Below are 20,533 nucleotides of genomic sequence, written 5' to 3' on the forward strand. Positions count from 1 at the left end.
GCGCAAGGCTTGCTGCAGGCCGCAATCGGTGCGCGCCCCTGCCGACCCTTCGGGGCAGTGCGCTGGACCCGACGTCCCCTGCTCCCGGCGCTCGTGGGCCTCGCGGTCCTCGGGCCGGCCGCCGCTGCGCCGAGCGCGTGGGCATCGGTCGGTGGCGCCGCCGCACCGACCGACCAGCGCGCGGGCGGCGCGGAGTACGGCATCCTGCTGGGCCGTCCCAGCGCGCCGCGGCCGGCCGTCGCCGCGTTCCGCGTGGCGCCCCACACGCTGGTCTCCGGCCGCGCGCCGCGCCTGGCCGTGCAGATCACCCAGCGCGGCGTGCGCACCGTCACCGCCCGCATCGTCTTCCGCCCGGTGCACGGCAACGGCACCCTGCTCGAGCTGCCCCTCGGGCAGGTCCGCACCGAGCGGCTGCTACGCCCGGCCTGGCCGGCCTCAAGCGTCCTCGCGCCCGGGCGCTACGTCGTCTCCCTACACGCCACCGGCCCCGCGGGCGGCACGCTGCTGCGCCGCGCGCAGGCGTCGGGGCGCGTACCGATCACCGTCAGGCCCCGGCCCGTGGCGCCGACGCCCGCGCCGGTCGTGGCGCCCGCGCCCACCCCGCCGCCGCTGGTGGCGCCCGTCGTCCCCCCGCTGCCCGACCCGGGCGTGACGCCCGACGGCGCCTTCCCCGTCGCCGGCCCCCACAGCTACGGCGGCGACGACGCCCGCTTCGGCACGGGCCGGGTGGGCCACAGCCACCAGGGCCAGGACGTCCTGGCCGACGAGGGCACGCCCGTCGTCGCGCCGCTGGCGGGCACGATCATCGCCCGCGACTACCAGGCCTCGGCCGCCGGCTTCTACCTGGCCATGGATGCTGCCGACGGGCGCTCGTTCTTCTTCGCCCACTGCCAGAAGGACACGTTCGCGGTGACGCTCGGCCAGACCGTCGCCGCCGGCCAGCAGCTCTGCCGCGTCGGGCACACGGGCGACGCGACGGGCCCCCACCTGCACTTCGAGATCTGGATCGGGGGCTGGCGGCGCTCGTCGGCGAGCTACCCGGTCGACCCGCTGGCCCAGCTGCAGGCCTGGGATCACTGAGGGTCGCTGCGCGCCGGCGTCAGCGGTTCAGCGCGAGCGTCGCGGTCGCGTCGAGGCCGGCCACCGTGTCGGAGGCGACGACATCGAGGTCGCCGAACCCGCCGAGCGCGAGGCGCGCCAGCGGCGGCAGCCCGAGCCGGCTGACAAGCTGGTCCTGCACCGCGGCGCCCGTGGCGCGCAGCTCCAGCGCCCCGGGCCCGGCGGTCGGCGCCGGGCGCCGGGCGCCGGTCGGCGATGGCGCGCAGGCCCGCGTTGAGGTCGGTCGAGACGACGAGCGTGTTCCCCAGGACCGCCAGCTTGAGGAACGTGGTGCCCTTGCGCCGGACCTCGTAGGCGTCGTCGCCGGCCTTGTCGAGGTCGAGATCGGTGACGCCCGCGAGGCTGATCGCCACGTCGGGAATGGCCGCGATGCGGTTCAGCGCGGTGCGCAGCGGGCCGCCGTCGCGCAGCTCGGCCCGGATGGCGATGCCGCCGGGCTCGCGCGTGAACGTCGTCGTGCCGCTGAGCTGGTCGATGAGCGCGGCGTCGGCGTCGATGCGCCCGAACGTCTTCAGCGGGCCCTTGACGGAGTCCAGCGTGTCCAGCGCGCCGGTGACCGGCGCCAGCAGCGGCACGTCGAGGTCCTTGCGGACCGCGTCGAGCAGGCGGATCGTCTGGTCCAGCCCACGGGCGCCCGCCGACAGCGCCGCGACGCCGGGCGCCGGCGAGGGCGGTGCCGCGCCGGGCGCCAGCGGGAGGTCCTGGGCGCGCAAGCCGGCCGGGTCGGTCGTCAGGTGCACGTGCAGGCGCAGGCCCGGCGACGCGACGCTCAGCGCAAGCGCGCCGCCGCGCAGCGCGTCGACGAACGGGACGCCGTGGGCACGGTCGCCGATGAGCACGCGCGGCTGGGCGGCGACGCGCACCAGCGCGGGGCCCGAGAGCGGGCCGAGGCGGGCGGCGAAGGTCGCCGCGCTGAGGCCGCCCTGGCGGTCGCGGAGCGCGAGGGCCTGACCGAGGCGTGCGGACGTCCCGGCGAGGACGACGTCGGGACCCCGGACCGCCACGCGCCCGCCGTCGTCGGGCAGCGCGTACTGCTTGGCGCCGCGCAGGTCGGGCAGCGCGCGCATGCGCCCGTCCTTGACCGCGCCGGAGAAGACGCCGGCGACGTCGGAGGCGCTGCGGCCGGTCACGGCGGCGACCGCACCCGTGCGCAGCAGGCCGACAAGGTCGAGCTGCAGCCCGGTGACCGCCCGCGTGAGCGCGGTGGCGGCGTCCTTGCTGCCGGCGATGACGAGCGGACCGCCGAGGATGCGGGGCAGGTCGGCGTCGGCGTCGAGGCCGAGGGGGCGCAGCGCGCCGGGCACGGCGCCGGAGGCGAACCGCGCCGCCGGGAAGGTCCGGGCCAGGCCGGTCAGCGCGTCGCGCTGCGGGGAGCCGGGCGTCAGATCGACGTCGGCGACGACCTCCGAGGACGCGGGCGCGTAGGCGAGCGCCTCGGCGAGGGGATCTCCGACGGCCCGCTGCGGCTGCCCGCCCCCACGCGTTACGAGGTAGACGACGACGCCCGCGACGGCGAGCGCCGCCACGAGGGCGAGGATCAGCGGGCGCCGCGGCACGGCGGCGAGGCTAGCGCCCGCGCTACGCTTCCGGCCGCGGCGAGTTAGCTCAGTTGGTAGAGCACACGACTGAAAATCGTGGTGTCCCCGGTTCGAGTCCGGGACTCGCCATCACCCGGAACTACGTCGATATGCAGGCATAACGCCCGAGCTGGCCGCGGGCTGGATCTGCCGCCCAGTGCCAAGTGGCAAACAGGGTGGCAAACATCGCCCCGGGGATCCGGGCCCTCGCATCGCCCTATTGGGCGTGATGCAGGAGCACCGAGACCCCACGATCCAGGCCGATCCGTCGCTGGTCCTGGCGCTGCCCCCAGCTGTCTTTGAGCTGCTGGTGGCGCGCGTCAGCGAGCAGGTCATGGCCCGCTTGTCGCCCGAACCCGAGGGCTGGGTCGGGGTGGCCGAGGCCGCCCGCCATCTGGGCTGCAAGCGCCAGCGCATCTACGACCTGGTCTGCCGACGGGCCGTGACCGGGATCCCGCACCGCAAGGAAGGAACCCGGTTGCTGTTCAAGCTGTCGGCGCTGGATCGATGGATCGACGCCGGTGGCGCAGCCTGACGGTCTGCACCCGACCAACCCTGGACACGGCCAGCCCCTCCGTCCGGCTCCTCTCGGCCCAACACGCAAAGGCCGAGATGCCCGACCCCAAGAAGACCACCAAACGCCAGACGACCAAGACCAGCGTCCCCGGCATCTACCGCCGCGGCGGACGCTACGTGTTCAGCTACCGCCTCGACGGCCGCCAGCGCTGGGGCTCAGCCGAAACCCTCGATGAGGCCCGCCGCGTCAGGACCCACTCAGAGTTGCAATCATGCGGGAGCGGAGGTGGGCCGCCGCGGACCGGCCGACTGCCGGCTGCGACTGCGATCCAGTGACGGTCGCGAGGCGCATGGGATCGTCCGCCGCCGCACCCAGTACGTGGACGTCAAACCACGACAGTCGATAGCGGTCGCGAGTGCGATCTGCGGAGACAATGCACGGTTCGCCTGTAGGACAGGCACTCGGCTCACGTGATTCGCCGCTTTCACGGGAGTCGACGTGACGTGGCCCGAGGGGTCGCCGGTTCTACGACATGTAGGGCTTCGTCGACGCGTTCAATGCGACCGCGCCAGGGCCGAACGGTCTCCCAGGTAGGCTGGAACGCGCTGATTGAAGCGCTCCTTGACCGCTGCTTCGGCGACGCGCGCGTCCCATGCCTTGAGATCGTCGAGGGCGCTCATGCGGCGGCCTCGTTACCGGGGGGTGCCAGGGCATGCGCGACTTGTTGAGGGCCTCCGGGAGACCTTCGAACAGCACGAAGAGCGCCACTCCGCCGCTCCAACACTCCCGCACCCAACCCAACCGAACGATCTCGAGCTCGGTCACGCAACCCAGCGGTTGCCCATCGTTCGGACGGGCGCGCCGGACCCGGCGGATGGCCGAGCCCGCGCGCAACGTCGTGGTTTGCGCGTGTGACCTAGTAAGGTTCCGCGACCGCTATGACACGAGACCTGGCTGGCTTTCGAATCAAGTCGCGTCGGCTTGCTGGCGGTGGGTCTGTTGTCGTCAGCGTCCTCGGCGACGTCGACATCGCGACGGTCCCCCAGCTGGACGCCGTCTTGACCGAGGCGGCCGCAGACGCCGGCCACGTGATCGTCGACTTGCGTGCGGTGACGTTTATGGACTCGTCCGGGCTTCGTCTGTTGGTTCGCAAGCATCAGTCCGCACGGGACAGCGGCCACATCTTTGCGCTCGGCAAACCCGTGTCGGAGACCGTGCAGCGGCTGCTGGAGCTGACCGCGATGGATCGCATGTTCGTCTTCGACGACTTGCCGTAGTCCAGCCTCTCGCCGGGCGCGTGGTGGGTGCCCCGGCGCCATGTCCCGACGAGCTGGTATCGACGGGCGCATAGGCTGTGCGCATGACGGACGATCAGGTGGCGCGTTTGGATCTCGGCGCGCTGCTCGCCGCGGTGGAGAACGCTCCTCCGGTGGCCGCTGCTGACGTTCTTGCCCAGAAGCTGGGCGACGTGCTGGGTGCCACGGGTGTCGAGTTCCTCATCGCCGACTTCAGCGGGCAGGCGCTCATCCGTCTGGGTCACGCCGGCGACCGCTCTGCGACGCGTACCCACCGGCAGGAGACGGCCGACTGCGTGCCCCTGTCTGCCGGTGCCCACGGTCGTGTGCTGGCCGGTCAGGACCTCGAGGTGACCACGGGCCCCGAAGGGACGCGGGTCCTGGCGCCGGTGACCAATCGCGGCGAAGCTATCGGCGTGCTGGAGCTACGCCTCCCGCAGGTGCCCGACGGCCAGATGCGGGCCGACATCGCTCGGGCGGCGCACGCGTTGGCCTATGTGGTCATCGCCAACCGCCGCTACACCGACTTGTTTGAGTGGGGTCAGCGCTCGGTGCCGCTGTCGCTGGCCGCCGAGATCCAGCACCGCCTCCTGCCAGCTTCCTACACGTGCGAAGCGGGGCAGTTCACATTGGCCGGCTGGTTGGAGCCTGCCGGCAACAATGCCGGCGACACGTTCGACTTCTCCCTGGAACGTGACATCCTGCACCTGTCGGTGACCGACGCGGTGGGTCACGACGTCGAGGCCGCGATCCTAGCCACGGTGCTCGTCGGCGCGCTGCGCAACGCCCGGCGCGCCGGCATCAATCTCGCCGAACAAGCGCGACTGGCCGGCGCAGCGCTGAACGAGCATGCCGGGCCGGGCGGATTCGTGACCGGGCAGCTCGTGCGCGTCGACTTGGCCCGCGGAGTCGCATACGTCGTCAACGCCGGCCACCCGTGGCCGCTTCGCCTGCGCGCCGGACACGCGGAGTCCCTCAGGCTGGACCCCGACCTGCCCTTCGGCGTCGAGCGCGACTTACGCTACGGCGTGCAGATGCTTCAGCTCGAACCCGGCGACCGTCTGGTGTTCCTGACGGACGGCCTCCTGGAACGCAACGCCGCCAACCTGGACATCCGCGGCCTCATCGAGTCAGGCGCCGAGGAGCACCCACGCGAGACCGTCCAGCACCTGATGGCCGCTGTGCTGCAAGCCTGCGGCGGCGAGCTCCAAGACGACGCTACCGCGCTCTGCCTGGACTGGAACGGCGGGCCGGACCGCGACCGCAACAGCTCCGCAGGCGCAAACCGCTAGCACCCTCCCGCGCCGTCAGCGCGCGCCACAGTCAGACCCGGTCTTGAACGTTTCCAGCGTCCCCCCGTCCGGTGCTGGCGCAGAAGTTCCGCCTCGCGCCTTACTGGGAACACGGGGGACTCCTGCAGCTGGCTTCGCCACGTCGCCGTTGTTTGCTGCCGACGCCGAGGATCTGCTCGCCGCGACCATTCGCTCCTTGTGGCTCAGCGGTACTTGGAGGTGACGTCGATCGTCCGGGTTCGGAAAGCTCCCGACAATTGTCTTTACTAGCGACCACGCTCTCAGATCACCGACGGTTGGCCTGGAGCCACAGGCGAGGGGCTTGTCGCCAACCTCGAGGAGCAGACTGCCAGCGAAACCGACCCTCAACGGCGCAAGCGCGCTGACGCACTACGAGACACTGCCCGTTAGGTCGGCGTGGCAGCGCTGCGAGGTCCTGAAGAAGGTGTCGCTCGACGGGTGGGTTCAGCGGGGTCGCGCCGCCACCTAAGCGCGCTGTCGACCGCCCTCTCACAAGGACCCGGACGACATCGGGGGGCCCGAGGAGAAGTACGGGGTCTGACCCCGGTGGTCCAAAGTCGACTGGGACGCTGATTTGCCCGCTCGGTCTCCCGGACGAGGTAGCCGGTTCGGAAGCGCTCATTGCGGGCGCGCCTACGTCGACGTCGGCTTTGGAAATCTCCGCCGCACGCGCGCTGCGCGCCGCGACCAGCAGCCTTTGCAACCGCTCGACCGCTTGGAAGGATGTGACCTGCTGGAACGGCACGTTGTTGTAGATGTACGTGTGGGATCGGTTGTTAACTCGACGAACTTGCCCCTGCCGCAAACGGTCCAGGACCAAGCCCATCATCGCGGCGGTTGCACACTTGACGCCATACTCCAGGGGCTTGCCCGCGTCGACCGCTCCGGAGTGTCGATGGCAACCAGGCCCACCGCTGGTCGTCGGGCCGCCTCGGTTCTGGCTTTGATTGTGTCGCCGTCAGTAACGCTGATCACGCGGGCTGGGGTTAGTTGGCTGATCTCGTCTGTAGGCGGCGGCGTCGGAGGGGGAGTGGCTCGGCAATCGGCTGAATGACCGGGAAAGCCCAGCGGAAACGGACGCGAGCACTGAGTCCGGGTTTGCGCGCCAGCGTTTCCTGGGGACCTCATAGACAACGAGCAGCACGTCGCGCGCTTCTCGGAGTGCTACGTAGCACCGCCTTCAGCCCAGAGGCACTCCACCGTCATCAGTCGTCCCCTTGGAGGACTCCATGAGCACCCCAGCCACGCGCCCCGGCGCAGCAGACCGTACTACCCGTAGTGACCACACGCGAGGCCGCACGCGCCGCCTGACGACCGAGACCAAGCACTCGACCAAGACCACCGAGTTCTTCGCCATGATCGTCGTGATCGTCGGCACCCTCATCAGCGCCGCCGTCATCAAGGGCGGCGACACCAACGGCACCGACGAGTTCGTCGCCCACCAGGCGTGGCTCTACGTCTCGATCGTCGCCGGCTCGTACTTCATCTCCCGCGGCCTGGCCAAGTCCGGCAGCCGCGAGCCGTACGACTCCGACGACAACGACCACTAGAACGACTCGGCCTTCGCTTGCCGAAGGTTGGTACCGCAGCAGCCCGGTTCGCATCATCGGATACGGTCCGAGCAGCGCAGCACGTATGGCCCTCACGTCGGGGGCCATTCGTCGTTCTAACCGTGTAGGCGTTGGTGTCGGTCAGAGGCGGAGAGCCCTGCGGTCGCCGACGCGGCGTCATCATGAGCCGGAGGTCGATTGACCAGGTCCGTAGGCGCGGATCACACCACCATCGCGCCATGGAGTGAACAGCAGGTCGGGACCCGAGTGGCGACGGACCCAAATAGCGCGGCGGCAACGTCCAGGCGTGGGCGATCGCGACGTTGCGCATGCCGCGCCGTCGAAGCTGTTCGCCGGTCGGATACGCCTCAGTGCCCTAGTCTTGTCGGGTTCCCGAAGAGGCAGCGACTGCCGTCGCAGGCATAGATCAGACGTCTCCCGCCCACGACGGTTGTGGCTCCCGAGATGCACAGGCACTTGCCTCCGGACGCGAGGCGGACGCCCCCCGGCGGTCCCTTCGTAAACGCTACGTCGGGGCTGGCGGCCAGCTCACGCGTAACCGGACGACGCGGATGGCCCCTGGAGGTTGACGCACCCAACGACGGGGTGGTCCTGGGGGGCTGTCGGCGTCATCGAAGTAGCACGGTTCACGCAGTGGGGTTGTGTCGGCGCAGCGAAGCCGCCAGGGAGGATGGAGGACTCTTCGAAGCAGCTCCCGCCGGTCCTAGACGTTGTCGACACGGCGGGGGCGAGTGATCCGTCTACGCGGGACGGCGTGTACCTGGTGGCGATCGTCTTTGCCGGTGCCGTGGCCGCCACACTGAGCGCCACGGCGAGCCCGGCGATCGGCAGGGCGGGGCGGGGACCCATCGCGCCACCTATCCCGCGTAACCGGACGTCGTCGGGCCGCGCGACACCGAAGTCCTGTGTCGGGGCTTGGGACAAGGCGATCGGCTCGTGCCGAGCCCGACGCGGGCTCTAGCCGTCGAGCGCGTCCCGGAGTGTCGCCGGTGCCTGCGCGCCCTCATCGAGGTCGATCTCCAGGTCGACGCCGCCCTGGACGGCCTGGGCGATCATCTCGGTCGCGCCGGTCATGTGCCCGTTGTTGGCAGCGATGACGAGCGCGGTGAGGACGACCCGGCGCTGCGTAGGGTCGAGGGAGACGCGGTCCTCTACCTCTGCGCTGAGCGCGGCCACCATGTCGCTGAGTGCCTCGTGGCTGAGGTCGTCGCTCATTTCGCGATGAGCTCGATCGATGGTGGCGCGTCACGCGCCTGCAGGTCACCGGCGATCTCGCCGACCCAGCGCCAGAAGTCCTGGTTTCGTGGCGTTCGACGACCGGTGTCGACAAGCACCAAGTGCCGGCGACAGAGTGCGACCTCGACGGGCTCCAGCCCAGCACGCAGCAGCCGCGATCCCACACGCGGGAGAAGGCATCCCGGGCTGTCACACGAGACTGGACGCATCCTGGCCGACCCTACGCCTGGGTCGTATGGAATGCCGATCTGCTGTCAGCTAACGGCCTCGACTGCTGTTCGCGTCCACGGCGTAGCCTGATCGTCCGGCTACCGTGTGCCTTACCTGCAGTACTCGACGACGCGCCGCGATCGAGCCAGCGCCAGCACCGTCACCCACGTCGTCGACGACGCGGTGACCGTCCTGAGGCCCATCGCGCCCGGTCCGGGCCAGGGACGCAAGCACTACGACCGGCTGCGCGAGCAGGCGATGAGCAAGGCGTGGACGGGGAAGATGCCAGCACACCAGACGCCTCGGGCGGCAAGGCCACCGCGACGGCGAGCCGAGCGGGTGCGCAGCGGACTCGAGGGCGCACTGAGCTTGAGACTCGGCGCCTCCGAGACGCCGACGCCGGCTGGTCATCGTCATTGTGCGCGCCCGTCGCCGAAGGCCCGGTCAGGCTCGCCAGTCAGGCTTCGCATCGCCTCTGCGCTCGGAGCATGCCCGCCTCGACAGCCTCGATGATTCGCGGGCGGAGGCGGGCTGCGGGGACGATCTCGTCGATCGAGCCGACCTGCTGGGCGCGCTGGATGCTGTGGACGCCGTCGAACTCGTCGGCGACTTCTCCGAGCTTCTCGGAGCGCACCGCCGACCGGATCTCCGCCAGCTCAGCACGCAGCCGCGCGCCCTCCTCCGGCTCGGACCGGTCGAGCCGGGTCTGCGCGTCGACGACGCGTGGGTCGGCGTCGGTGCGCCTGCCGATCTCCGCGGCGAAGACCGCCGCGGCCGCGGGAGCACCTCCGATCACGGACGCGTACGACCCCTCGACCGCTAGCACGGTCATCTCGTCGTTGAGCGTGCCGGAGAACACCACGAACGCGCCGCCGTGGTAGCGGGAGATGACGCAGAAGACGATGGGCCCGTCGAAGTTCACGACCGCGCGACCGATCTCGGCGCCGTACTCCAGCTGCAGCTCGCGCAGCGACTCGGGCGAGCCGTCGAAGCCCGACAGGTTGGCGAGCACCACGACCGGGCGGTTGCCGCTGGCGGCGTTGATGGCGCGGGCGACCTTCTTGGAGGACCGGGGGAACAGCGTTCCTGCCGTCCACTGGTCCGGGCCGTCGGCCGGCGGGAAGCCGCCACGGGCCAGGGCGCGCGACTCGATGCCGATCATCGTCACCGGATGACCGCCCAGGTGGGCGTCGAGGACCACCGCGGTCTGCGCGGCCGCCATGGTCGCCCACCGCTCCAGGGGACTGTGGTCCTGGTCGGCCACAGCGCGCATCACCGTTCGGATGTCGAACGGCTTCTTGCGGTCGGGGTTGGTCTCCGGGGAGAAGATCTCACCGACCGTGCGGAAGCCGCCGTCGACAGTGCGGTGCGGTGAGTCGCAGATGTCGCGCTCGCGCGGATCGGTCGTCGGCGCCGAACGCGGGAACCGCTCGCCCGACGGGACGTAGGCATGATCGTAGTGGGCGAACAACACGTCGACCGCCGCCGCCAGATCGGGCGCCCAGTACTGGGCCTGGCCATTGGGCCCCATGATCCGGTCATAGCCACCGATGCCGAAGTTGTCCTCCGCCGAGACGCCGCCCGAGAAGTCCAGCGCCTGCTTGCCGGTCAGGACCATGGCGCCCTCGGGCGTCATGATCAGGATGCCGCGGGTGTGCTGGAGCATCGTGGCCTCGGCGTTCCAGTACGGCTGAGCGCCCACGTTGATGCCGGCCACGATGAGGTTGACCTCACCGCCGGCCTGCGTGAACGTGATCAGGCGGCGCAGCACGCGCGAGACCCAGTCCATGTTCTCGGTGCCGCTCTCCATCGAGATCTTCGCTCCGGCCGACACCGCCAGCCACTCGACGGGCACCTGCAGCTCTGCGGCCAGATCGATCGCGCCGAGGATCCTCTTCGCCTCGGGTTCGGCGATGGCCCCGAGCGCCTTGGTCGAGTCGCCGAGTACGGCGACGCGCACCATGCCCTCCGGATGGCGATCGGTGATCGTGCGCACGAGTCCGACGACGATGCCGGCCGTGTTGCCCCCGGGGGCGCGTCGCACGGGGACGAGCCGTCCGTCGGCGTCCAGGTCGTGCTCGGTGAAGGTACCCCCCGCACGCGTCAGCAGCGGCACGGCCTCGTAGGGATACACCGTCCCACGGCGCTGGGCCTGAAGCACCTTCTGGGTGTAGGCGTCGACGGACAGCATCGGCTCGGTCGGCGGTTCGCTGACCGAGAGCGTCACGCCGGTGCCGGGTTGATAGGAGAACGTCAGGGCCATCCGGCGAAGCTCGCCGTCGACTCCGGACGGGATCACGGCCTCGATGGAGACCGCCTCGAGGCCGAGCCCGGCCGTGCGCGGGGCGAGTGACCTCGTCACCTCCAGCAGCTCATCGAGCGGGACATCGATGGCCGGCCAGATGTAGAGGAACACGCGGTTGGCGGCCAGGCGCCGGTTCTGCGGGCGCTGGGCCTGGACGCGGCGGATGCCGTCGAGGCAGGCGCCCAGGACGCGCTCCGGCTCGGGCAGGGCAGTGAGCCGGCCCGCCGCATCGCGCACCGGGGTGATGTTGCGGATCTCGGCCAGCGCCACGAGGCGCTCGTCGCGGGGGTTGTCGCGCGCGACGCACTGCAGGACGTGGATCTCGTCGACGGTGGGGACGCGCCGGACGTCGAAGTTCGACAGCCGCCAGAGCTGGAGCCGCCGAGCGATCATCGGATGCAGGCCGCGCAGGACCCGCTCCTCCGAAACGCCATCCGACGACGGGTGGAAGGTGAAGTGATGGACCTCGGCGCCGCCCCGCGCGCTGACCGAGACCGCCACGCGGCGCACGGTCTCGGGCATCCGGGCCAACGCGATGGCGCCGGCCAGTTCGCCGCCCATGGCGTCGAGGTCGCGCGGTGGATCGCCCCAGGCCACATAGAAGTCCACCACGCAGTCCCCCGCTCCCGAGGCCGCGGCCAGCCGGGCGGCACCCTCGGCGGCCCCGGCCAGCTCGGAGGCCTGCGCCATCGTGGTGATCAGATGGACGTCGCGGCCCTCGTAGGCGTAGCGGCCGGTGACGAACGGACGCCCCTGCTCGGTGCAGGGCCGGACGTCGTCGAGGGGATGCACGCGGTAGTAGCGGCGTGCCAGGATCTCCAGCAGCGGATCGGGCGCGTGGCCGACGCCGTTGCGCCCGCTGAGCAGGGAGATGAGCGGGTGTGGGCTCTGGACGAGGGCCTCGACGTGGGCCGCGCGGTCGGGCGCGTCGGGGTGGGCGTCGAGGTGGGCCAGCCGCCGGCGTGCCTCGCTGAGCACGTGCTGGTGGCCCTGCTGGATGAGCGGCTGGTCGAAGAGCCGGAAGCGCACGCTGCGGGCCAGCTCGCCGATCGCCGGGTGGCGGACCTGGGCGGCGACGATCAGGCGGTCCAGGGTCGCGCGGAACTCGTCGCGCAGCCCCTCGGGCAGCGCGTCGGCCTGCTGCAGGCGGCGGTCCAGCAGCGCCCGCACGGCGGGGAGCTGCGGTGTGGTGCGCTTGTGTGCGAGGAAGATCCGGTAGACCGCCTCCTCGAGCTCCGGCGTCCGCTCGGTCCCGTGCACGCCGTAGCGGGCCAGCGCCCGCGCCAGCCGGGCCCGGAAGGTCTCGGGCAGGCGCTCGCGCTCGGCGTCGAGCGAGCGCAGGTAGGTGCGGAAGTGCTCGCGCGGGCTGCGCGTGGCGTCGCCGTCGCCATCGCCGAGCTCGTCGGCCTCGGCTGCCGGCCAGTTGCGCGAGAGCTCGGCCAGCTCGGCGAAGATCTCGAGCGTCTCCAGCTCGGCGTGCAGGAGGTCGGGGTCGTCGGCGGGCAGCGCGTCGCGCGTGCGCTCGAAGGCGGCCACCAGCCGTCGGGCCTCGACCAGGGTCACGTCGTAGCCCATGATCAGGCTGCGCGCGGCCGCGAGGTGCTCGTGGACCACACCACGCACGTCCGGGCCTGCCGGGTCGCCGGCGGGCCCACCCGCCTGCGCGACTCCGAAGGTCACGCGCGTCGTCGCCGCGGCGGTCGCCGTCTCGCTGTCGTCGTGGGGCTCGATCCGCACCAACGGCGCGCCGGCCTCGACGTGGGCGTTGCCGGCCACGAGCACGTCGCGGACCAGGCCGGTGTGGGTGGCCTGGATCGTCATCTCCATCTTCATCGCCTCGAGCACCGCGACGGGCGTCCCGGCGTCGACGTGGTCGCCTGGTGCGACGCTGATCGCGACGACCAGCGCCGGCGCCGGAGCGCGGACGATGCCCCCGTCGTCGCGCGAGACGCGATGGGCCACGCCCTCGACCTCGACCAGGTGCTCGGGCCCGTCGATCGCCGAGTCGACGCGGTAGACGTGACCGTCGATCGTGAGCCGACGGTGGAACGGGCGCAGCGACTCGGACTCGACCTGCACGGCGGCGCCGTCGACCTCGAGGCGATAGCGCTGCGGGCCCACCTGGGCCACCGTGATCCGGTAGCCCTGGCGACGATGGCGCAGCTCGATGCTGCGACCGATCTCGTGGCGGGCCTGGGGACGGCCCCGGCCGGCGGCGGCGAAGAACACCCCGCGCTCCAGCGCCTCCTCGGCGTCGTGGATGTCGATGGCGGCCGACAGCAGCGCGATGTCGGCGTGGCGGTCCAGCAGGTGCCCCTCGGCCGCCACGAGCCGGTCCAGCCAGCCGGTGTCGGCGGTCGAGCCGACGACCTCGGGCCGGTCGAGGATGTCGAGCAGGAACGCCCGGTTCGTCGTCCCGCCACGGACGATGACGGTGGTCTCGAGCAGCGCGCGATGCAGCCGCGCACGGGCCTCCTCGCGATTTCGGCCCCAGCCGATCACCTTGGCGATCATGGAGTCGAACTCCGGCGCGATGACGTCCCCCTCCGCGACACCGGCGTCGACCCGCACCCCCGGGCCGCTGGGCAGTCGCAGCAGCGCGATGGTGCCCGGCGCCGGGGCAAAGCCCCGCTCGGGGTCCTCGGCGTTGAGCCGCGCCTCGATCGCGTGGCCCGAGACCGCGGGCGGCTCACCCTCCAGGCGCCCACCGGCGGCGACGTGAAGCTGGAGCTTGACGAGGTCCAGGCCCGTGACGAGCTCGGTGACGGGGTGCTCGACCTGGAGGCGGGTGTTGACCTCCAGGAACGCGAACAGGCGCTCCTCGGGCTGGTAGAGGAACTCGACCGTGCCGGCGTTGCGGTACCCGGCCGCGGCCGCGAGCCGGGCGGCGGCCGCGCGCAGCTCCTGCTCCTGCTCGCCGCTGAGCACCGGCGAGCAGGACTCCTCCAGCACCTTCTGGTTGCGGCGCTGGACCGTGCAGTCCCGGACGCCCGCCGCCCAGACCGCGCCGTGGTGGTCGGCGATGACCTGCACCTCGATATGGCGTGCGCCGGTGACCAGGCGCTCCATGAAGATCGTGGCGTCGCCGAACGAGCGCAGCGCCTCGGCCCGCGCGCGTTCGAAGGCGTCGGCCAGCTCGGCCTCCGCGGCGGCCACGCGGATCCCCCGCCCGCCACCGCCCGCGGTCGCCTTCAGCATCAGCGGATAGCCGATCGTCCGCGCGTGCACGAGCGCCTCGTCGAGGGTGTCGACCGGACCGCGACTCCAGGCGGCGACCGGAACGCCGACCTCCTCCGCGAAGCGCTTGGCGCCGATCTTGTCGCCGAGGCGGCGCATGACGTCGCCGGGCGGCCCGATGAACACCACCCCGATGCGCTCGCACAGATCGGCGAACACGGGGTCCTCGGCGACGAAGCCCCAGCCCACCCAGGCGGCATCGGCGCCACCGGCGCGCAGGGCGCGCTCGAGCACGGCATGGTCGAGATACGGGGCCGGGCCGCCGATCAGGACCGCCTCGTCGGCCTCGCGCACGAACAGGGCATGGCGCTCGGCCTCGGTGTGCAGCGCGATCGTGCACAGGCCGCCCCCACGCTCGTGCGCGACCTCCCGCACGGCGCGGATCAGGCGCACGGCGGCTTCACCCCGGTTGACGATGGCGATGCGGCTGAAGTCAGGCATCAGCCGGCGAACGCCGCCCGGACGTCCTCGACCGACGGCGCCGCGTTCTCCTGTTCCACGGTCACGGGCTCGACACGCTGCAGGCTCTCAGGCGCCACGATGGCGGGGTCGAAGCGCATGACCGTGTACCCGCCGACGGCCCCGGCGCCGAAGGCCGGGGTGAACACGCGCATCGGACGGTCGACGACCCCGTCGCGCACCGCGTCGAACAGGGCCAGCGGGATGCTGGCGGCTGACACGTTGCCCATCTGCTCGATGTTGAAATACAGACGCTCCTGAGCGAGCCCGGCCGCCGCGGCGATCTCGATCACCATGGTCTTGTTGGCCTGGTGCGGGACGACGAGGTCGATGGCATCCAGCAGCGCGCCGCCGTCGGGGCCGGGCAAGGACCCGAGCTCGGCCATCATCTGGTGCAGGTAGCGCTCGACAAGTGACCGGACCTCGGGCCCGTAGATCGTGATGTTGTTGTCGAACTCGGGGTTGGGCCAGATGATCGAGTTGACCTCGCTGACCGGTCCGCTGGCATAGACCTGGGCGACCTCGACGTCGGAGGCGACCCCCTCGGCGGCGGGGCTCATGACCATCGCCGCGGCACCGTCGGCCAGGATCATCCGGGAGGTGCGCACGCTGCCGATCTTGTCGGAGAACTTCTCGGCGAAGATGACGAGCACCGGGCGCCGGACCTCCTGCAGGATCCGCACCGCCTCGAGGATCCCGTAGGGGAAGCCGGCGCAGGCTGAGACGAGGTCGTAGCTGCCGTGGGTCTGCGCGATGCCCAGCTGTCCCGAGATCCAGGCCGCGACCGACGGGATGAGCCGCCGGCTCGTGCACGAGCAGAACAGCACGGCGCCGATCTCCTCCGGGCGCCGGCCGGCCCCCTGCAGCGCATCGTGTGCCGCCTGCAGACCGATGTGCTCGAGCTCGCGCTCGGTGTAGCGGCGCGACTCGATGCCCGTCTTGCTCTGGATCTCGGAGGCCGACATCGGCGACCAGCTGTAGGCCGCGTTGCGGATGACGTCCTCGTTGGTGCAGACGCACTCGCCCTTGACCACGGCCAGCGACTCGAGCTGCGGCATGACCCGGAAGTGGTCGGCGACGACGACCGGCGAGAGCGGGGCGCTGGGCCGCACGACCGAGGCCGGGGGTGCCGGCCGGGTGCGGGCGGGCACGTCGGCCCGGGCCCGTCGGATGAACTCCATGACCTCGTGGTTGCGCGGCACGAGCACGACCACGAAGTCGTCGTCGTCGAGTTCGGCCACGGTGGCCAGCCGGGCCGCCGACCGGTCCCACGGGTACTGGTTGTCGAGGATCAGCGCGAGCCGATGCAGTGCCTCGAGCTCGGGCACTGCCTCGGCGCAGTCCAGGATCTCCTCGTAGCTGTGGACCGGGCGGTCGGGATCGTGGCCGGGCAGGCACAGGGTCAGGTTGGTGGCGTCGCGGGCGATCTCGGCCACCGTCGGCTTGATCGCATAGATGTCGGTCGCGTGGTGGCGCTTGTGGCGGAAGATGTCGAACAGGACGTCAAAGGTCCGCTGCTCGGCCGCGGCGTCCCAGGTCGGATCCAGCTCCTCCCAGACCCGGCCCACGGCGGCGACCTTGCGCTCGCCGTCCTCCCACGGCGTCAGCAGCGTGAGAAACACGTCGTCGCGACGGCGCGGGACGTCGCGCCAGCGCGTCGGGCGCTTCTCGTACATCGTCATCGCGTAGCGATTTCCCCAGGTGAGGTTCAGCGCCAGGTCGCGCAGCAGCTCGTAGCGGGAGGCGTAGCCGCCGGACTCGACGCGCTGGAGGATCTCGGAGCCGGTCGGCGCCTTGGCCTCGAAGTCGCGGCGGATGACGGCGGCGAGATGGTCGAGCGTCTCGATCACCGAGAAATCGAGGTCGGCGATGAAGTTCGACGGGAACACGAGACGGCCGTGACCGTTGAACACGAAAGGCCTCATGCGAGCTCGCTCTCCGTTGGTGCACCGGCGGATATGTGCCTCGCACGCGCCGGCCGGTCACGGCGGTGACGGAGCTACGGCCTCACTGTCTTCGGCCTGTGACGTCACGACGTTGTGGTGGCGGCCGGGCGCAGTGCCTGCTCAACGGAGCTTACTCGTGAGCTTGGTCCGGATCGAGAGAGATGCAGCGCTGGCCCGCACACCTAGTCCTGAGCCTCGTGCTGGCAGATGCCGGCGCGCTGGCCAGCTCCATCGGGCCGTCGTGCCGGCGACGCCCGTCGCAGTAGTGGGCACAATCGGTTATCACCCTTGCCTCCGATCCAGTCGCTTGGCCCATTCTCCGTCTCGGTCGAGCGGCAGGCGCACGAGTGCTCGGACGACAGGGAGGACCTGGGCGTAGCGAGTTGACCCTCGGGCGCCCTACGCCATCGTCCGCGCCGACGAGTTCCCCGGCGCACCAGCGTGGAGGCAACGTCGCGAGGGGAACGGACGTGAACATGCGATGGTGTTTCTGTTGTTGGTGTATTGCGTCAAGGGGATGTTCAAGGGCTAGCAGCGCGCGAGCTGACCGGCCGCCGAGACGGACACGCTGATTCGGGAGGCGCTGTGACCGCCACGCGGAACCTCGGCGTCACGGCGGGCAACGGGTGGGCCGGACTGTGGGGCTCAGATCGGTGCGAGCGCTCGGCTCACGGCCTGCGCTTGTCTGACGGCCTGCGAGAGCCTGGGCCCGCGCCGGCGTGGGGCGAAGCTGCCGAGCGCGCGCCCGATCTCGGGATAGACCGCGGCATTGTGGGCCATGCCGAGATGGCTCGAGCGGACCTCGACGCACCTGGCCGACGGGTGTCGACAGTGCTGCCACGGAGCGATCTGATCGCTGCGGGAGTAGATCGAGACATACCCCACCCTCGCCGGGAAGCTGCCGGTCAGCCCACGCGCGAATCGGGTTCCGCAGGTGCCGCTCAGGCACCGCCACGACAGCACATTGGGCAGGTGTCCGCGATGGAGCATCGCCGCCAGCGCGATGGCGCCCGAGCGCGGCACGAGAGGCCGCGAGATGACGGTCGGAGAGCCCAGCGTGGCGATCCCCGACACGAGATCGGGGCGGGCTGCGGCGACGGCCTTGGCCAGCACCCCGCCGCGACTGTGGCCGATGATCGCCACCCGCTCACCGGCGTCAAAGGCGATCGATTCCAACCGCGTCTCCAGACGGCCACAGATCTTCTCCGAGCAGCCGACGTTGATGCCCACCCGCGCCCGATGCGTCCGATACCCCCGTAGTCCCACCCAGCTGGCCAGCAGCTCCAGCGACGCATCCGGGACGCCCAGCCCCGGCACGAGCAGCACCGGCCGGCCGTATCCCGACGCGATCCCTCGACCGAGCCACACCGGACTGATCGCCAGCCCCGCCAGCTCGCCGGTCACCGAGCGCGCGCCGCCGAGCGCTGACCGCACGATCAGCGCGCCCGGATCCGCGGCGCCGCGGAGCTCGATCTCGTGGGCATGACGACCAATCTAGCCGCCGACGAGGTCGCTCCGAACACACCTCGCCCGAGGAGCGCATCGCCGAGGCGCAGCGGCTCTCCGGCGGTGCCGGGGCGGTCTAGTCGGCGGCAGATGCGTCCGGCAAACCAGTGATCAAGACGACTGATCACCGGCACCGCTTCCGGACCGAGCTCCCAGCTGCATCGCGGAAACTTGTCGATTTCATCGCCGGTCTGGCCGCCGAACATCTCGGCGAGATCACCCGCGTCGGCAGCCACGAAATGCACCGCGAGGACGTTGGCCGTCACACGCCACGTTGGCGGGACTCGCCATCACCCAGGAACCCTCGCACTAAGCGGGGGTTTCGTCGTCCCGAACGAGATGAGCGACGGTGCTCTTAGCACCGGCGCCGTCCGAAACCGGCAGTGTCCAAGCGGCCGTGAGACTGATCCGCGGTTGTTCACGGGCAGACACTTCGCCTACCCGAGCGCCCTTGGCAAGTTGGAGCACCATGGGGCCTTGCCGTCGACGTGCGCCCGTTGGCAAGCAAGGCCAGCGCTGATCTTCTATGTCGGGTAGGTTCGGCGGCAACCAACCAAGTGGCATATGCCACGAGAAAGGACCGCCATGTACGCAGTCGTTCGAAGCTACTCCGGGCAGGGCGCGTCGGAGGTGTTCGATCTCATCGAGCAGAAGGCGAAGGACGTCGAGAGCCTTCTTAGCGGGGTTCCGGGCTTTGTCAGCTACACGGCCGTGCGTCGCGATGACGGCGGCGTGACCGTGACGGTCTGTAAGGACAAGGCCGGAACCGACGAGTCCACCCGACGCGCGGCGGAGTTCGTGAAGGAGAACGCCAGCGCCCCGGGCAACCCGCCCGCGATCACCGAGGGTGACGCGGTGGTTCAGTTCAGCTCCTAGCGCCGCATGCGGCCGCTGCGCTCCCGCCTGTTGCTGCGGAGGCAGGAGCGCGGCCCGGCGGTAGCGTTGCGCATGAGCGACGGTCCTCAAGTCCTCAGCCCGACGAGCCGCCTGCGCGGCTTCTGCGACCGTCTCCTAGTCGTAGATGCCCTCCCGCCCGGCTGGCAGGTAGCTGAGCACCGCGGCGGGCTCACATGGGCGAACTCGGTCAGCAGCAGGAACCCGGTCAGGATCGCGAACGCTCCACCGAGCGAGCCGTCCACGAGGCTCGCGACGACCGCCAACGCGGTGCCGATGGCGGCGGTCCACGCCATGACCCGTCACCACGTGCTGGTCCTGGACAGCGCCTGCGGCAGGCGATAGCCGCGCGAGGCGGCGAAGATCAGGGCGAGCAGACCCACCGTGCCCAACACCATGATCGCCGCATCCAGCCCGTCCACAGCCCGGGTCTACGCACTGCGCGTACACGGGCGCCCGGACGACCGGCGTGCCGACGGTTCAGCCCAATGGCCGGCCCGCAAGCTCTCCGATCCGATCGAGCATCAGGCGGTCTCCGGTCGGTCTCCGGTTCCGTCCGCCTGATTGGGCTTCACCTGAGTCGCCCTGAGCCAGATCGACGGCGACGCGTCGTCCTCCGCGTCGCGCCAGCTTCAGATCACGACATGGTGATGTGACAATGCCGCCTGGGGCCGAGAGAAGCCATGGAGAGGTCCATGCTGGCCGTTCATCGGTGGCGCTTGCGTGTAACGGCCACGACGATCCGGCGACCGTCCTGAGAGACTCGCCTTGCGCCTGAGGGCGGTCGCGCGGGAAGGGCGCTCCGGATGCTCGTTGGACTCGCAAGCGCATCGTCGAGGCGCAGCGTGACTCGTTGAGGGGTACGTGATGGCCCAGCAGCGATCGACGGTGTCGAGAGAGAAGCGCTCGGACCTCGAGAGGTGGTGCGGCTACTGCGGGACCTTGAGCGGGTGGACGCGACGAGGCAGAGCGAGGGCGGCTGGGCCGTCCAGCATGAGGTCCAGGACCAGCCGGTTTTCACGCATTCAACGCAGGCCGAAGCTGAGCAGGCGGCGAGGTCCCGCGCCACCAGAATGGCGATCTGGAAGTCGTCCATCCACCGGCCGACGGACGGATCCGCGACTGCGACACGATGGATCCGCGCACGAGAGCGACGCGCCAGACACCGTCCGCTGAAGAGGGTGCTGCCGGCCGCCCGGGCCAGGATATGAGGGCTTCGGGCAGCCGGCAGCGGCATCCATGCGAGGCCGAGAGGGGGAACCCTGCGGGCCTCAGACGAGGTGGTAGAACGGCGTCGTCTCAGAACCGTCCCGTTGTCGTCTGCGCCCGACGTATCCGGGGGAACCGG

Annotated in this window: 14 protein-coding genes and 1 tRNA gene; 8 read left to right on the forward strand and 7 right to left on the reverse strand. The window is 70.9% G+C overall.

The genetic code is table 11. The features are described from left to right. Positions 1–57: 57 nt before the first annotated feature. On the forward strand, positions 58–1,080 hold the full coding sequence (locus tag FSW04_RS01200) for a M23 family metallopeptidase (protein ID WP_146915409.1): 1,023 nt from the start codon (positions 58–60) through the stop codon (positions 1,078–1,080). Here FSW04_RS01200 and FSW04_RS01205 read toward each other — a convergent pair. Further along, a complete protein-coding gene (locus FSW04_RS01205) occupies positions 1,074–2,675 on the reverse strand; it encodes a hypothetical protein (protein ID WP_146915411.1) in 1,602 nt (533 codons plus the stop codon). The two genes, FSW04_RS01200 and FSW04_RS01205, sit on opposite strands and share 7 nt — an antisense overlap. A 38-nt stretch (positions 2,676–2,713) precedes the next feature. Between FSW04_RS01205 and FSW04_RS01210 the strand changes: the two genes are divergently transcribed. Both FSW04_RS01210 and FSW04_RS01215 read left to right on the forward strand, forming a co-directional pair. Further along, positions 2,714–2,786, forward strand: a tRNA-Phe gene (locus FSW04_RS01210). A gap of 139 nt (positions 2,787–2,925) precedes the next feature. Further along, complete coding sequence (locus FSW04_RS01215; RefSeq protein ID WP_146915413.1) at positions 2,926–3,231, forward strand: helix-turn-helix domain-containing protein; 306 nt, start codon at positions 2,926–2,928, stop codon at positions 3,229–3,231. Positions 3,232–3,767: 536 nt separating this feature from the next. On the opposite strand, the gene FSW04_RS27710 is transcribed toward FSW04_RS01215, so the two are convergent. Next, positions 3,768–3,893, reverse strand: coding sequence for a hypothetical protein (locus tag FSW04_RS27710; RefSeq protein WP_267128279.1), 126 nt, complete (start codon positions 3,891–3,893; stop codon positions 3,768–3,770). A 258-nt stretch (positions 3,894–4,151) separates the two neighbouring features. Between FSW04_RS27710 and FSW04_RS01220 the strand changes: the two genes are divergently transcribed. The 3 genes from FSW04_RS01220 to FSW04_RS01230 all read left to right on the forward strand — a co-directional run bounded on the left by FSW04_RS01220 (position 4,152) and on the right by FSW04_RS01230 (position 7,371). Further along, positions 4,152–4,490 (forward strand): STAS domain-containing protein, encoded by a 339-nt coding sequence (locus FSW04_RS01220; protein ID WP_146915415.1) that lies wholly within the window; start codon positions 4,152–4,154, stop codon positions 4,488–4,490. Between the two features lie 83 nt (positions 4,491–4,573). Further along, complete coding sequence (locus tag FSW04_RS01225) at positions 4,574–5,800, forward strand: PP2C family protein-serine/threonine phosphatase (protein WP_146915417.1); 1,227 nt, start codon at positions 4,574–4,576, stop codon at positions 5,798–5,800. A 1,250-nt stretch (positions 5,801–7,050) separates the two neighbouring features. Beyond that, the gene (locus FSW04_RS01230; RefSeq protein WP_146915419.1) at positions 7,051–7,371 is read left to right on the forward strand and encodes a hypothetical protein; all 321 of its coding nucleotides are present in this window, start codon (positions 7,051–7,053) and stop codon (positions 7,369–7,371) included. Positions 7,372–8,349: 978 nt separating this feature from the next. Here FSW04_RS01230 and FSW04_RS01235 read toward each other — a convergent pair. The 5 genes from FSW04_RS01235 to FSW04_RS01255 form a co-directional block, all read right to left on the reverse strand. Continuing rightward, complete coding sequence (locus FSW04_RS01235; protein ID WP_146915421.1) at positions 8,350–8,607, reverse strand: hypothetical protein; 258 nt, start codon at positions 8,605–8,607, stop codon at positions 8,350–8,352. Positions 8,608–9,295: 688 nt separating this feature from the next. Continuing rightward, entirely contained in the window at positions 9,296–14,821 is a 5,526-nt protein-coding gene (locus FSW04_RS01240; protein WP_146915424.1) for an ATP-binding protein, read from the reverse strand. Beyond that, positions 14,821–16,764 (reverse strand): 3-oxoacyl-[acyl-carrier-protein] synthase III C-terminal domain-containing protein, encoded by a 1,944-nt coding sequence (locus tag FSW04_RS01245; RefSeq protein ID WP_146915426.1) that lies wholly within the window; start codon positions 16,762–16,764, stop codon positions 14,821–14,823. Before FSW04_RS01245 ends, FSW04_RS01240 begins: the two co-directional genes overlap by 1 nt. Positions 16,765–17,430: 666 nt before the next feature. Then, positions 17,431–18,189 (reverse strand): esterase/lipase family protein, encoded by a 759-nt coding sequence (locus FSW04_RS01250; RefSeq protein ID WP_146915428.1) that lies wholly within the window; start codon positions 18,187–18,189, stop codon positions 17,431–17,433. A gap of 32 nt (positions 18,190–18,221) precedes the next feature. Beyond that, positions 18,222–18,557, reverse strand: coding sequence for a protein kinase family protein (locus FSW04_RS01255; RefSeq protein WP_146915430.1), 336 nt, complete (start codon positions 18,555–18,557; stop codon positions 18,222–18,224). A gap of 319 nt (positions 18,558–18,876) precedes the next feature. Between FSW04_RS01255 and FSW04_RS01260 the strand changes: the two genes are divergently transcribed. Next, the gene (locus FSW04_RS01260) at positions 18,877–19,167 is read left to right on the forward strand and encodes a hypothetical protein (RefSeq protein ID WP_146915433.1); all 291 of its coding nucleotides are present in this window, start codon (positions 18,877–18,879) and stop codon (positions 19,165–19,167) included. Between the two features lie 968 nt (positions 19,168–20,135). Then, on the forward strand, positions 20,136–20,396 hold the full coding sequence (locus FSW04_RS28250) for a DUF2188 domain-containing protein (protein ID WP_187369136.1): 261 nt from the start codon (positions 20,136–20,138) through the stop codon (positions 20,394–20,396). The last annotated feature ends 137 nt before the right edge of the window (positions 20,397–20,533 follow it).

Origin of the sequence: Baekduia soli (assembly GCF_007970665.1) — a bacterium.
Lineage (GTDB): Bacteria > Actinomycetota > Thermoleophilia > Solirubrobacterales > Solirubrobacteraceae > Baekduia > Baekduia soli.